This window comes from Geodermatophilus marinus, assembly GCF_003428645.1.
Classification (GTDB): domain Bacteria; phylum Actinomycetota; class Actinomycetes; order Mycobacteriales; family Geodermatophilaceae; genus Geodermatophilus.
Window position 1 is genome coordinate 89,206 of record NZ_QVQH01000017.1, and the last position, 13,050, is coordinate 102,255.

Sequence of the window (13,050 nt, forward strand, 5' to 3'; positions counted from 1 at the left end):
TAGCGCCGCCGGGGCGGGTCCCGGCCGCCCCGGCGCCGGTGCCGTTCCACGTGGAACCGCGCCCCGTGGCGCCCAGGAGGTGGCGGCAACCCGTCGATCCGGACCGAGGCATGCCGGGTGCCCGGCGCACGGGTGGGTGCGCCGGGTCGGCCGGTGTGCGGTTCTGGCTCTGCTCGGGGTCCGGCCGTTCTGCTTCAGGCGGCGGCCAGGGGTTGGGGGATGCGGATCTCGGTGCCGTCGGGGCGCCAGGTGCGCCAGGTGCCGTCGGGTCGGCGTTCGACGCGGAAGCCGTGGTGGACCTTCGTGTGGTGCCGCTCGCACAACAGCGCCGAGTTGGCCAGCGAGGTCTCCCCGCCCAGGGCCCACTCCAGCAGGTGGTGCACGTCGCACCAGTGGGTCGGGGCACCGCAGCCGGTGAACACGCAGCCCCGGTCGCGGCGCTCCACCGCTCTGCGCAGGTGCGGGGGCACCACCCGGTGGGTGCGCCCGAGGTCGAGCGGTGTGCCGTCGGGGCCCAGCACGATGCGGGTGACCGCGCCGTCGCAGGCCAGCCAGCGGGCCCGGGCGGCGGAGATCGTGGCGCCGAAGCCGAGCTCGGCCGCGCCCGGGCCGGTGCTGGGGTCGGCCAGGTCGGCGGCGTCGAGGACGACGGCGACGTGCGGCTTGACCGTGCGCAGGGTGGGCAACTGTCCGCCGGCGAGCTGGAGATCGCAGAGCTGGACCAGGGCGTCGGCCTGCCGCTGGGGGCGGGTGCGCTCGTCGCCGGCGCACCGCCCGGCCTGCAGGATGCTCTCCAGGGCGGCCTGCAGCTTCTCCCCGCCGGCGGCATCCAGCTCCAGCCGGCCGGTGAGCGTGCCGTCGGCGTGCCGGACCCAGGCCAGGCGGCGGCCCTCGGTGGGGTCGGGCTCGGGGCCGTCGGGATCCAGGCCGGCCAGGTAGTGCCGCACGACCTGCACGAGGTCGGCGTGCGGGCGCTCGGCGGCGACGTCGGTGAGCAGCCGGTCGATCTCCCCGAGGTCGACGCCGGCGGCCGCGGCGGCGGCCAGGTTCTTGTCGGCGGCCACCGGCGCCACCGTCGCGACGGCCTCGGCCGACACCGCCCCGGCGGCGTGCGCTTCGGCCAGGGCGGGGAGCGCCTCCAGGGCCCGGCCGGCGCGGACCAGCCCGGCCGCGGCGGAGTGGCTCATCCGCCCGTGCCCGCGCAGCCACGCCTGCATGGTCCTCAGCCCGTCGACCTCCGCCGCACCGGCCAGCTCGCAGGCCCGCACGGTGCGGGCCACCTCGGCGGCCAGCCGGTGCTGGGCGACCAGCAGCCCACCCAGCCGGGTCAGCAGTTCCGGGCCGAAGGCCGAGGCCAGCTCGGCCCCGGCCAGGTCGTCGATCGCGCTCGACAGCTGCTCCACCGCCGGGTCACCTCCCGCTCCACCGTTTCGAACGTGTGTACGAATACTAGCGCCGAACGGCGCCCACTGCACCGTGAATCCCCAGGTCAGCCCGCTGTCCACAGAATGGAGCCTGTCTCGCCAGGAGTGGCCGTGACGAAGCGCGCCACGACCGCACACCTCCGGCCGACGAGAAGGCTGGCGAGCGGACCAGAGCGGTGCGGGCGGTCGACGGGGCCGTGCGTCCGACAGCGGACGGGTGGGCATGACGGAGTTGGCGATGTGCAGCCGCGGCGCACGATCCGCTGGAACAGCGCCGCGACCGCACAGGGCCGGCCGGCGGAACGTCAGGCCGCGGCAGAACTCGGCTCCACGGCGGAGCGCCGACCCGTTCAGCTCAGGGGGCGGACCAGGCGACCCAGGGCCAGGCGGGCGAGGGGGGCGTACCCGAGCACGAGCGGCGCCGGGCCGGTGAGCCGCAGGCCGGTCGTCGTCCCGCCCGCCGGGGCGGCGGCCACCCAGTGCAGCAGCCGCACCCGCACGGGACCGAGGCCGACCGTCCACGCCCACTCCCGGGCGGCGTCGTCCACGGCCTCCACCTCGAACGGGAGACCCGGCCCCACCGGGCCGAACACCTGGCCGCGCAGACCGGCGGCCAGCCGCTCCCCCGGCACCTCGACCCGGCTGATCTGCGGCGACCACTCCCGCCAGCGCGCCGGCCGGGCGTAGCGGTCCCACACCTCCGCCGGTGACTCCGGGCCGCTCGCGTGCAGGGTCAGCGTGGTCACCGCGCCTCCTCGGGGCCGGGTCCGGGCAGCGGCCGCTCCCGGCACTGCACGACGACGGCCAGCAGCCCCTCGGCGCTGCCGGTCTCGTGCTCCTCGCCGGGAGACCACAGGGCGGCGGTCCCGGCCGCCACGGGACGGCGGACAGCGTCGGTGCCCGTGACCCAGCCGGCCCCCTCCACCACGAGCAGGAGCTGCCACAGGGCGGTGGGGTGACGGCCCAGCCGGCCGCCGGCCGCCAGCCGGACGACGTCCACCGCGAACCCGTCCTGCGGGGTCATCACCCGCGCCGCCGCCCGCAGGCCGACGCCGGCGCTGCCGTGCGCCGCCATCCCCCGCTCGGGCACGGCCAGCAGCTCCATGCCGGCTCCATGCCCCGCGCGCGGCCCGGCCACCCCTCGCCCGGTGTCAGGCGGCGGGCCCCCCGAGCAGCAGCTGGCGCAGCATGTGCATCGCCAGGGTCACCGAGCGGTGCCGCACGGCCGCGCGGTCGCCGGGCAGGACCACCGACCGCGGCTGGCGCCCGTCCGGTCCGACGGCGCACAGGTGCACCGTGCCGACCGGCTTGTCCGCCGTCCCGCCGCCCGGCCCGGCGATGCCGGTGATGCCGATGCCGACGTCGGCGCCGAAGCGCTCCCGCGCACCCTCGGCCAGCGCGGCGGCCACCTGCGTGCTGACCGCGCCGTGCTCGGCCAGCACCGCCGGCGGGACGCCCACCAGGGCTTCCTTGGCCGAGTTGGCGTACGAGGCGACCCCGCCGAGCACCCACGCCGAGGACCCGGCCCGCTCGGTGAGCCGCGCCACCAGCAGCCCGCTGGTGCACGACTCGGCGGTCGCCACCGTCAGGCCGCGGTCGGCGAAGGCCCCGGCCACCAGGTCGTCGACGGTGGGCCCGGTCGAGAAGAGCGTGTCGGGGTAGGTCTCCTGCAGCACGGCCCCGAGCCGGTCGTAGGTGGGCTGCGCGGCGGGGTCGAACCGGGTGACGATCTCCAGCTCGCCGTCCCTCAGGCACGTGGTGATCTCCAGGCCGTCCAGCTCGCCGTCGTGCTCGCGCAGCGTGGCGGCGAGCTGCGCCTCCAGCGTCCCCCACAGCCGTACCGTCTCCTGCCGCAGCTCCGGCGCGCCGGCGAGCACCCGCCGCACCGGCTCGGCGGCGAGGGCGGCCGGCCACATGCCGCGCAGCTCCGGCGGCGGGCCCGGCAGGACGACGACCGGCGGCCCGCTGCGCCCCTCGGCCGGCGGGACGACGAGCCCCGGCGCGGTGCCCACCGGCGGGAGGACCGTGGCCCCGGCCGGGACGAGCGCCTGCTTGCGGGTCCCGGCGGCGGTCGCCTCGGGGTCGGCCCGCCAACCCCGGCGGGCCATGAAGCGTTCGACGATGCCGCCGATGTGGGCCTCGAGCTCGGGGTCCACCGCGGACGGGCGGCCCTGCACGTCGCCGACGACCTCGGCGGTGAGGTCGTCGGCGGTCGGCCCGAGGCCACCGGTGGTGAGGACGAGGTCGACCCCTACGCCGGCGAGGAAGGCCAGGGCGGCCCGCAGGTCGTCGGGCCGGTCGCCCACGACGAGCACCGACCCCACGTCGACCCCGCGGCGGCGCAGCTCCTCGGCCAGCCACGGGCCGTTGCGGTCGGTCACCCGGCCGGTGAGGACCTCGGTTCCGGTGACCACGATCCCTGCGCGCGCACCCACCCGGCCGACCCTAGGCCCCGGCATCCCGCGCGTCTCCCGGACGCGGGGCCGTCGCCGCCCTACCGTTCGGGGCGGACCGGTCCGCCCGAGGCCCAGCGCCGCACGGGCCGGCGACCGAGCGAGGAGGAACCGTGAGCCAGCCGACGACCACGACGCCGGACGCCATGCCGAGCACCCAGGCCATCACCGTCGGGACGGCACCGCACGCGACCGCGCAGCTGCCCCCGGTGCCGGCCGAGGCCGCGCCGGCGCCGCGCCCGTCCGTCGACCCCGGGCCGGGCGTCCAGCCGACCGGGCCGGTCGGTTTCGTCCCCGGCCTGCCCGGCGCCGGGACGGCGGGAGCCACCGCGGTTCCCCCGGCCGCGCGCCGGCCGCCGCGGACCCCCGAGCAGCGGGCCACGCTGCGCTGCGCCGGCCTGGCCGGGCTGTCCCTGGCCCTCCTGCAGGCCGGGCTGCTGGTCGGCGCCGACGGGACGGCGCTGTGGTCGGCCGTCCCGCTGTGGTCGGCCTTCGCCACGCTCGGCACGCTGCTGGGCCTGCTCCCCGCCGCCGGCCGGCTGGCGCGGCGGGCCCGGCTCGACCCCGCCACGGCATGGCAGGTCGCGGCGGGCGGCCTCACCGGTGTGGCCGTGTTCTGGGTGCTCGTGGTGCTGCCCGGGGTCGCCAGCGACCGCGGCTTCGTGCTGACCGCCGCCCTGGTCGCGCTCGGCGCCGCGCTCTGGACCGCCCCGGCCCGCCGGGGCTGAGCCACCCGGCCGGGTTCACCGGCCCGCACCACCAGGGCCCGGCGCGGCACCGCCGCCCGCTCAGCCCCGGCCGCGCCCGTTCCCCCCGGCACCACCGCCGCCGTCGCCCCCGCCGTTCCCGTTCCCGGTGCCCCCGCCGCCCCGGCCGGGGCCGTCGTCCGCGCCGTCGCCCCGACCCCTGCCGGGGTGGGCGCCGCCGGGGTCACCGCCGGGGTCGCCGCCGGAGGCGGTGTCCCCGGCCGGCGGTCCCGCCGCGGGCGGCTCCGGCACGGCGGGTGGCTCCGGCACGGCGGCTGCACCCGGCGCGCCGCGCACCGCGGACGACACCGGCACCACGGCGTCCGCCGCCGGTCCGGGCACCTCCGCCGCCGTCGGTGCGGAGGCCTCGACCGCACCCTCCGCCGGGGCGGCCGGGGGTGGAGCGGGCTGGTCGGGCGGGAGCGGGGCCGGCAGGTCGGGCAGGACGGCGACCCGCAGCGTCACCAGGTCACCGGCGGCGAGCCGGCCCACCGGCCCGACCCGGGTCACCGTGCCGGGCAGGACGTCGTCCCGCTGCTCCTCGGCCCGCTGCACCCGGAGCCCGGCGGCCACCAGCTCCGCCTCGACCTCGGCGACCGGACGGCCGACCACGTCGCCGGCCGACACCAGCACCCCCGCCTCCGCCGCAGGCAGGGACCCGGCCCCGGAGACCAGCTCCAGCCCCCCGGCGGCGAGCGCCGCGCCGACCAGCAGCGCCGCCGCGGGCACCAGCAGCCGCCGCCGCTGGGCGTCCCGGCGCGGCACCGGAACCGGGACGGTGCCGGCCGGCACCGGGGGCAGCGCGCGGCCGCTCTGCACGTCGACGACGGCGGCGGCGAGGGCCGCGCCGTCGGGGAAGCGCTCCGCGGGGTCCTTGCACAGCGCCCGGGTGACCAGCCGGCGCAGCTGCTCGGGGACGTCGTCCGGCAGTGGATCGGGGTCGTCGTGCACGTGTGCCACCGCGATGCCGACGGCGCTGTCGCCGTCGAACACCCGCCGCCCGGCCAGGCACTCGTAGGCGATGGCACCCAGCGCGTAGACGTCGCTGGCCGGCGTGGCGCGCCCACCGGCGGCCTGCTCGGGCGAGAGGTAGTGCGCCGTGCCGACCACCTGACCGGTGCCGGTGAGCGGTACGCAGCCGGCCGAGGAGGCGATGCCGAAGTCGGTGACCTTCACGACCCCGTCGGGCCCGACGAGCACGTTGGCCGGCTTCACGTCCCGGTGCACGACCCCGGCGGCGTGGGCCGCACCCAGCGCCTCGGCGAGCCGGCGCAGGAGCGCCAGGGTGCGGGTGGGCCCGAGCCGGCCCTCCCGGTGCAGCACCGCCGACAGCGGCTCCCCCTCGACCAGCTCCATGACCAGCCAGGCGAGCGTCTCACCGTCGACCGGCTGCTCGCCGTGGTCGTGCAGCGCGGCGATGCCCGGGTGCAGCAGCCGGGCGGTGTGCCGGGCCTCGGCGCGGAACCGGGCGAGGAACACCGGGTCGCCGGCGTGCTCGGCCCGCAGCACCTTCACCGCGACGACGCGGTCGAGGAGCGTGTCCCGCGCCCGCCAGACGCGGCCCATCGCGCCGCCGGCGACGGGCTCGAGCAGGTCGTACCGCTCGCCGAGCGTGCCCCGCCCGCGCTCGAGCACCCCGTCGCACCTCCCGCCGCGCCCACGTCCGGGCCCGGCGCACCCCCTGCCCGGGCAGGGCGGGAGGTCGAACCCGCTCGGTCAGCCCTCGCCCGTCCGGGGGACCCGGTCCTCGTCCCGCTCGCGGACCTCCGTCGTGCCGCCGGGATCGGCGGTCCCGGAGGGCGAGGGCGGCGCGGTGGACGTGCTCGTCGGGGTGGCGGAGGGGTCCGGCGGCGGTTCCTCCTCGACCGGCGGCGACCCGGTGGACGTGGACGTGGTCGGGGCGGGCTCCTCGGGCACCTGGCCGCCGGGCAGCTCCCGGGCGCCGGTCGGGTCCGGGCGGGGGTCGTCCACGGGCGTGGCCCCGCCGTCCGCCCCCGGCTCGGGCCGGGCCTCGGGGGCCGTGGTCACGGCGGGTCCGTCGGGGGTCTCCTCCCCGGCCGGCGCCTCGGGGGCCGGCGCCTGCGACGGCGGGGCCGGCGAGTCGTCGGCGGGGGGCACGGCGTAGACGAGCAGGACGTCCTCGCCCGGTTCGAGCGGCACCCCGGCGGGGTCGACGGCGGTCACGCTGCCCGGGTCGGCCGCGCCGGTCACCTCGGGCCGGCGGTCGACCACCAGGCCGAGCGCGGCGAGGGTGAGCGCGGCCTCGTCGACCGGCCGCCCGACGAACTCCCCGGCGTCGAGGACGACGGCCTCCCCGTCGGTGGTCCGCCCGGCCACCTCGGTGGCCGGCGGGGGGTCCCCGGGCAGCACGGTGAGGACGGCGGCGGCCGCCCCGGCGCCGAGGAGCAGGGCCAGGAGGGGGACCAGCACCGCCGCACCGCGCCGCCGGGTGGCCGGCGCGCGCCGGCTGCGGTCGCCGTGCACCGCACGGGCGACGTCGAGCGCGGGGACCGCGGGCACCGCGCGGGTGGGCGGCGGCTCGACCGGCCGGCGGCCGGCCCGCAGGTCGCCGATGGCGGCCACGAACTCCGCGCCGTCGGCCATCCGGACGCCGGGGTCCTTGCTCAGCGCCCGGCGGATCAGCGTGCGCAGCCCCGGGGGCAGCTCGGCGGACAGCGGCTCGGGGTCCTCGCGGACCTGCTTGAGGGCGATCGTGACGGCGTTGTCCCCGTCGAAGGCGGGGTGCCCGGCGAGGCACTCGTAGCCGACCAGGCCCAGGGCGTAGACGTCGCTGGCCGGGGAGGCGTGCAGCCCCTCGGCGACCTCGGGGGCCAGGTACTGCGGGGTGCCGATGACCTGGCCGGTGCGGGTGAGCGGCACGCTGCCGGCCGACCAGGCGATGCCGAAGTCGGTGATCTTCACGCTGCCGTCGGCCCGGACCAGGATGTTGCCCGGTTTGACGTCCCGGTGGACCAGCCCGGCCCGGTGCGCCTGCGCCAGCGCGGAGGCGGTCTGCTCCAGCAGCGCGAGGGTCCGCTCGGGCGCCAGCCGGCCCTCCCGGTGCAGCACCGCCGACAGCGGCTCCCCCTCGACCAGCTCCATGACGAGGTAGGCCAGCGTCTCGCCGCTGCCGTCCTCGGCGCAGGCCTCGCCGTAGTCGAACACCGCCGCGATGTTCGGGTGGTTGAGCCCCGCCGCGTGCTGGGCCTCCGCCCGGAAGCGGGCCCGGAAGGTCGGGTCGCCGGTGTACTCGCTGCGCAGCACCTTGACCGCGACCGGGCGGCCGAGCAGCTCGTCGGTCCCCCGCCAGACCTGGCCCATGCCGCCGGAGGCGATCAGCTCGGTGAGCGCGTACCGCCCACCCAGCTCACGCCGTCCCGGCTCCACCACCGTGGCCACCCCCGCCTGCCCGCCACCGCGATCCACGACCCGGCGCACCCGGCCGCCACCGGCGCACCCGGCGGCGGGCCGGACCCGCCGGTCCCATTGTGACGGGAGAGCACGCCCGTGGTGGGCGTGTCGCGTGTGATCGCTCTCCCGTGCCGCCCGAGGACGGTGCCGGGCCGCGCCGACCGGCCCCGGGGACGCCCGCGACCCCGCCGTGGCGCCCGGGTCGGGGGTACCCGGCCGGTGCTTGCCAGGCGCGACCGCCGGCTGTGACGGTGGACACCCCGGCGCCGGGTGAGGGGGCCGGGCCCGCCACCCGACGAGAGGACGGCCCCTGCCGTGACCGGCTACGACGACCGGCCCTGGCTGGCGCTCTACGGCGACCAGCCCGCCGACTACGACGTCGAGTTCGGCGACGCGCTCGCGATGTTCCGCGCCGGGCTCGCCCGCGACCCCGGCGGGGACGCCCTGCGGTACTTCGACGGGCGCACCACCCGCCGGGAGCTCGACGAGCTCAGCGACGCCCTCGCCGCCGGATTGCGGGCGTCGGGCTTCTCCCCCGGCGACCGCCTGGCGATCTACCTGCAGAACGTGCCGCAGTTCGTCGTCGCGGTGGTCGCGACCTGGAAGGCCGGCGGCACCGTGGTGCCGGTCAACCCGATGAGCCGGCAGCGGGAGCTGTCCCACCTGCTGGCGGACTCGGGGGCGACCGCCCTCGTCGCGCTGGAGTCCCTCTACGACCGGGTCGCCCGGGAGGTCGTGCCGGGCACCGACGTCCGGCTGGTCCTCACCACCAGCGAGCTGGAGTTCCAGAGCCGGGACGACGCGCGGCTGTTCGCCGGGATCGGCCGGCAGCGGCACGAGGGCACCACGGACCTGGCGGGGTTCACCGGGCAGCGCCGCGGGCAGGAGCCGCCGCCGGTCCAGCTGCGACCGGACGACGTCGCGTTCCTGACCTACACCTCCGGGACGACCGGCGTCCCCAAGGGCGCGATGAACACCCACCGGAACGTGGTGTTCACCGCGCAGGTGTACCGGGACTGGCTGCACGCCGGCCGGGACGGCCCGATCCTCGGCATCGCCCCCCTGTTCCACATCACCGGGCTCATCGGGCACCTCGCCGCGGCCCTGCTGGCGCCGGCGCCGCTGGTCCTCGCCTACCGGTTCGAGCCCCGGGTGGTCCTCGACGCGCTCCTGGAGCACCGGCCGGCCTTCACCATCGGCGCGATCACGGCGCTCGACGCCCTGCTCGCCGCCCCGGACAGCACCCGCGACCACTACTCCTCGCTCACCTCGGTGTACTCGGGCGGCGCGGCCGTCTCGCCGACCGCGGCGAAGCGGTTCCAGGAGGTCACCGGCGTCCGGCTGCACAGCGCCTACGGGCTCACCGAGACCACGTCCCCGATGACGGTGACGCCGTTCGGCTCGCCGTCCCCGGTCGACCCCACCTCCGGTGCGCTGTCGGTCGGGGTGCCGGCGCCGAGCACCGTCGTCCGCATCCAGGACGACGACGGCCGTGACCTGCCGCTGGGCGAGGTCGGCGAGATCGTCGCCGAGGGGCCGCAGGTCGTGGCCGGCTACTGGGGCAGGCCGGAGGAGTCGGCGGCGGCCCTGCCGGGCGGGGCGCTCCGGAGCGGCGACGTCGGGTTCATGAGCCCCGAGGGCTGGGTGTTCATCGTCGACCGCAAGAAGGACATGATCAACGCCTCGGGCTACAAGGTCTGGCCCCGGGAGGTCGAGGACGTCCTGGCCGAGCACCCGGCGGTGCGGGAGTCGGCGGTCGTCGGCGTCCCGGACGAGAAGCGCGGCGAGACCGTGAAGGCCTACGTCAGCGTCGTCCCGGGGGCCGCGGTGACGGCGGAGGAGCTCATCGCGCACTGCAGGGAGCGCATGGCCGCCTACAAGTACCCGAGGCAGGTCGAGATCATCGAGGAGCTGCCCAAGACGGTCACTGGCAAGATCCTCCGCCGGGAGCTCCGCGACCGCTGGTCGGAGGACCCCGCGGCGGGTCCGGGGTGACCGGGCGCGACGACGGACGACGAGAGGGGTGGGCACCGATGCCCGAGACCGTGACCCGCGAGGACGCCGACGGCGTCGCGACGATCACCCTGCAGCAGCCGGGCCTGACCCACCAGGTGCGCCGGGAGCTGCGGGAGGTCGTGGAGGAGGTGCACGCCGACGCGGAGGTGCGGGCGGTGGTGCTCACCGGCAGCGGCCGGGCCTTCTGCGTGGGCCAGGACCTCGGCCAGCACGTGCAGGCGCTGCGCGGCGACGCGGCGAGCTCGCTGCGCGTCGTGGAGGAGGAGTACAACCCGCTGGTGCTCGCGCTGTCGGCGCTGCGGGTGCCGGTCGTCGTCGGCGTCAACGGCGCCGCGGCCGGGGCGGGGCTCGGCCTGGCGCTCGCCGGCGACCTGCGCGTCGCCGCGGCCGGGGCGAAGTTCACGACGGCCTTCGCCGGCATCGGGCTCTCCAGCGACTCGGGGCTGGCCTCCCGGCTGGTGCACTGCGTGGGCGGGTCGCGGGCCGCCGAGCTGCTGCTGCTGGCCGAGCCGTTCGTGGCCGAGACGGCGGCGGCGTGGGGCCTGGTGCACCGGGTGGTGGACGCCGAGCAGGTGCGGCCCGAGGCGCAGGCGCTGGCCGCCCGCCTGGCGGGTGGCCCGACCGCCGCCTACCGGGCGATCAAGACGGTGCTGGCCACCGCGGCGACCGACCCGCTCGAGGAGACCCTCGCCCTCGAGGCGCGGCTGCAGACGGAGCTGGGCCGGACCGCCGACCACCGCGAGGCGGTGGAGGCGTTCCTGGAGAAGCGGCCGCCGCGGTTCACCGGCCGCTGAACCCCGGGGGTGGCCCCGGTGCGGCCCCGGTCAGCGCGCGGTCAGCACCAGGCAGGCGGGGCACACGTCGCGCGACGCCGGCGGCCACGACTCCCCCACCGCCACCCGGGCCAGCGAGCCGCACAGGGTGAGCTCGCAGGCACCGTCGACCTCGCTGGTCGGCCGGTGCAGCTCGACGGCGTGCCAGAGGGCCGCGGTGGGCCCGTGCGCCCGGCTGCGGGCCGCGCCGACGGTCGGGGTGGGCCGGGCGGGAGGCACGGTCTGGGGGAGCGTCCGGGGCGTCATGCCCCCGAGTACGGCAGGCGCGGCCGCGCCGGACAGCGGGGTGACGTGCGAGGTCACCCGGACGGGTGAGCGGGCGCCGCGACCGGGTGGCGGGCCCGGCGCGCGGCCACCGCCGGTCGGGGGGCAGGATCGGAGGGGACGCCGCCGGCGGGCAGCGGGCCGGGACCACCGAGGGGGAACGGCCGGGGAGCGGCCGGCGAGGAGGGAGAGCCGTGGAGCTGACCAAGCACGGGCACGCCTGCGTGGTCCTCAGCGAGGACGACCGCCGGCTGGTCGTGGACCCGGGCGCGTTCACCGACCCGGCCGCGCTGGCGGGGGCGAGCGCCGTCCTGGTGACGCACGAGCACGCCGACCACTTCGTCCCCGACCTGCTGCGGCGGGCGATGGAGGACGACCCCGCGCTCGAGGTCTGGACCAACGGCTCGGTGGCCCGCCAGCTGGAGGGCCTGGGGGCGCGGGTCCACGTGGTGGGCGACGGGGACGCCGTGGAGGTCGCCGGGTTCGACGTGCACGTCCACGGCGAGCTGCACGCGCAGGTCCACCCGGACATCCCGCGGATCCCCAACGTCGGCTTCCTCGTCGAGGGCCGGGTGTTCCACCCGGGCGACGCCCTCACCGTGCCGTCGGAGCCCGTGCCGGTGCTGCTGCTGCCGGTGCACGCGCCCTGGAGCCGGACCGCCGACGTCATCGACTACGTGCGGGCGGTCGACGCCGACCAGGCGTTCGCCGTGCACGACGGGCTGCTCAACGACACCGGCCTCGGCGTGGTCGGCGGGCTGCTGGGGGAGCGCGGGCCCGGGACCCCGACCCCGTACAGCCGGCTGACCCCGGGGGACACGGTCGACCTGTGAGGCGACCGCGCCCCCGGGGCCCGGTGGGTCAGCGGACGGCGCGGTTGCGGCCGGAGTAGCCGGCGAAGGCGCCGACCAGGATCACCGCGGCGACGACCGCGAGGATGAACCCGAGGACGTTGAGCTCGAAGATGTCACCGGTGCCGAGCAGGCTGGCGATGAAGCCACCGATCAGCGCGCCGACGACACCGAGCAGCATGGTGGCGAGGATGCTCATCGGCTGCTTGCCCGGCTTGATGAGGCGGGCGAGGGCCCCGATGATCAGCCCTACGACGATCAGCCCGAGGATGTCCCAGAGCATGGCGCTCTCCCTTGCGTCCCTGGGTGCACCCCGGTCGGTGCACCCATCCGGCGGGTCTGTACCCGCAAGATCACCGTACAACCGCAGGGGCGGTCACCCGGCCGGGTGACTCAGGCCGCTCGCGCCTGCTCGACGTGGGGTTCCAGCTCGTCCAGCTCGCCGTCGACGGTCCGCTGGACCAGCTGCTGGAGCTGCCGGCGCTGCCGCCGCCGGGCGAGCCCGCGCCGGCCGCGCGACTCGAGGGTGACGGTGATCGTGACCAGGGTCGCTCCCGGCCCGGCGTCGGCCATCTCGATGCGCGTCGTCCACGTCTCCCCGGTCAGGTCCAGCCGGGTGGCCACCTCCCGGCACGGCGCCCAGGTCACGATCTCGCCGCGGGGCGCGCCGGCCGGCGGCGCCGCCCCGTCGGCGAGCCGGCCGGGCGCGCAGACGAAGCGCGTGCCGCGCCCGGGCGGGCCGTCGCCGTCGACGACGTAGGACACGTCGCACACGGCGCAGTAGGGCGCCAGGACGGCGAGCGCCCGCCAGACGAGGGCGCGGTCGTGGGGCACCTCGCGGGTGCCGCTCGCGGTGGTCATCGCGGACGACGGTAACCGCCGCCGCGCGCGGTGCCGTCCGCGCCGGCGGCCCGGGTGGGCTCAGCTTGTCGTTTAACCCCTGACCGGTTGGTCTTCGGCGTCTCGCTTGGTGGTCTTGCCGACGTCGTGGCGGGTGGCGCGGTGTCGGTTCTTCGTCCCGGGCGGGCGCCCCGGGCCGGGACGGGTGGGTT

Annotated in this window: 13 protein-coding genes; 4 read left to right on the forward strand and 9 right to left on the reverse strand. The window is 78.0% G+C overall.

Features of this window, described 5'->3' with window-relative positions; all coding sequences use genetic code 11:
* Positions 1-194 precede the first annotated feature (194 nt).
* From D0Z06_RS17460 to D0Z06_RS17475, 4 genes are all read right to left on the reverse strand, one after another.
* On the reverse strand, positions 195-1,403 hold the full coding sequence (locus tag D0Z06_RS17460; RefSeq protein ID WP_117378818.1) for an HNH endonuclease: 1,209 nt from the start codon (positions 1,401-1,403) through the stop codon (positions 195-197).
* A 371-nt stretch (positions 1,404-1,774) separates the two neighbouring features.
* Positions 1,775-2,170, reverse strand: coding sequence for an SRPBCC family protein (locus D0Z06_RS17465; protein ID WP_199522384.1), 396 nt, complete (start codon positions 2,168-2,170; stop codon positions 1,775-1,777).
* Positions 2,167-2,529: a hypothetical protein gene (locus tag D0Z06_RS17470; protein ID WP_117378819.1), complete on the reverse strand. Its 363-nt coding sequence runs from the start codon at positions 2,527-2,529 to the stop codon at positions 2,167-2,169. Before D0Z06_RS17470 ends, D0Z06_RS17465 begins: the two co-directional genes overlap by 4 nt.
* Positions 2,530-2,575: 46 nt before the next feature.
* Positions 2,576-3,859, reverse strand: a complete 1,284-nt coding sequence (locus tag D0Z06_RS17475; RefSeq protein ID WP_117378820.1) for a competence/damage-inducible protein A — start codon at positions 3,857-3,859, stop codon at positions 2,576-2,578.
* A 131-nt stretch (positions 3,860-3,990) separates the two neighbouring features.
* On the opposite strand from D0Z06_RS17475, the gene D0Z06_RS17480 reads away from it, so the two are divergent.
* Positions 3,991-4,605 (forward strand): hypothetical protein, encoded by a 615-nt coding sequence (locus D0Z06_RS17480; RefSeq protein WP_117378821.1) that lies wholly within the window; start codon positions 3,991-3,993, stop codon positions 4,603-4,605.
* A gap of 60 nt (positions 4,606-4,665) precedes the next feature.
* Here the strand turns inward: D0Z06_RS17480 and D0Z06_RS17485 are convergent, their stop codons facing one another.
* Positions 4,666-6,258: a serine/threonine protein kinase gene (locus D0Z06_RS17485; RefSeq protein WP_117378822.1), complete on the reverse strand. Its 1,593-nt coding sequence runs from the start codon at positions 6,256-6,258 to the stop codon at positions 4,666-4,668.
* A gap of 81 nt (positions 6,259-6,339) precedes the next feature.
* Complete coding sequence (locus D0Z06_RS17490) at positions 6,340-8,022, reverse strand: serine/threonine-protein kinase (RefSeq protein WP_233517770.1); 1,683 nt, start codon at positions 8,020-8,022, stop codon at positions 6,340-6,342.
* Positions 8,023-8,349: 327 nt separating this feature from the next.
* Here D0Z06_RS17490 and D0Z06_RS17495 point away from each other — a divergent pair, with 327 nt between their 5' ends.
* Together D0Z06_RS17495 and D0Z06_RS17500 are read left to right on the forward strand one after the other, a co-directional pair.
* Entirely contained in the window at positions 8,350-10,029 is a 1,680-nt protein-coding gene (locus tag D0Z06_RS17495) for an AMP-binding protein (protein ID WP_117378823.1), read from the forward strand.
* Positions 10,030-10,067: 38 nt separating this feature from the next.
* Positions 10,068-10,844 carry an enoyl-CoA hydratase-related protein gene (locus D0Z06_RS17500; RefSeq protein WP_117378824.1) on the forward strand — a complete coding sequence of 259 codons (777 nt, stop codon included), beginning with the start codon at positions 10,068-10,070 and terminating at the stop codon, positions 10,842-10,844.
* Between the two features lie 30 nt (positions 10,845-10,874).
* Here D0Z06_RS17500 and D0Z06_RS17505 read toward each other — a convergent pair whose 3' ends face one another.
* On the reverse strand, positions 10,875-11,129 hold the full coding sequence (locus D0Z06_RS17505) for a hypothetical protein (RefSeq protein ID WP_117378842.1): 255 nt from the start codon (positions 11,127-11,129) through the stop codon (positions 10,875-10,877).
* A 212-nt stretch (positions 11,130-11,341) separates the two neighbouring features.
* On the opposite strand from D0Z06_RS17505, the gene D0Z06_RS17510 reads away from it, so the two are divergent.
* Positions 11,342-11,980, forward strand: a complete 639-nt coding sequence (locus tag D0Z06_RS17510) for an MBL fold metallo-hydrolase (protein WP_117378825.1) — start codon at positions 11,342-11,344, stop codon at positions 11,978-11,980.
* 28 nt (positions 11,981-12,008) lie between these two features.
* Here D0Z06_RS17510 and D0Z06_RS17515 read toward each other — a convergent pair whose 3' ends face one another.
* Positions 12,009-12,281: a GlsB/YeaQ/YmgE family stress response membrane protein gene (locus D0Z06_RS17515; RefSeq protein ID WP_199522385.1), complete on the reverse strand. Its 273-nt coding sequence runs from the start codon at positions 12,279-12,281 to the stop codon at positions 12,009-12,011.
* Between the two features lie 110 nt (positions 12,282-12,391).
* A complete protein-coding gene (locus D0Z06_RS17520) occupies positions 12,392-12,859 on the reverse strand; it encodes an SRPBCC family protein (RefSeq protein ID WP_117378826.1) in 468 nt (155 codons plus the stop codon).
* Between the last annotated feature and the right edge of the window lie 191 nt (positions 12,860-13,050).

Excerpts from the sequence above, each read along its gene's own strand:
- D0Z06_RS17520 (WP_117378826.1), bottom strand. The coding sequence starts at position 12,859 with ATGACCACCGCGAGCGGCACCCGCGAGGTGCCCCACGACCGCGCCCTC.
- D0Z06_RS17500 (WP_117378824.1), top strand. The coding sequence starts at position 10,068 with ATGCCCGAGACCGTGACCCGCGAGGACGCCGACGGCGTCGCGACGATC.
- D0Z06_RS17505 (WP_117378842.1), bottom strand. The coding sequence starts at position 11,129 with ATGACGCCCCGGACGCTCCCCCAGACCGTGCCTCCCGCCCGGCCCACC.
- D0Z06_RS17515 (WP_199522385.1), bottom strand. The coding sequence starts at position 12,281 with ATGCTCTGGGACATCCTCGGGCTGATCGTCGTAGGGCTGATCATCGGG.
- D0Z06_RS17470 (WP_117378819.1), bottom strand. The coding sequence starts at position 2,529 with ATGGAGCTGCTGGCCGTGCCCGAGCGGGGGATGGCGGCGCACGGCAGC.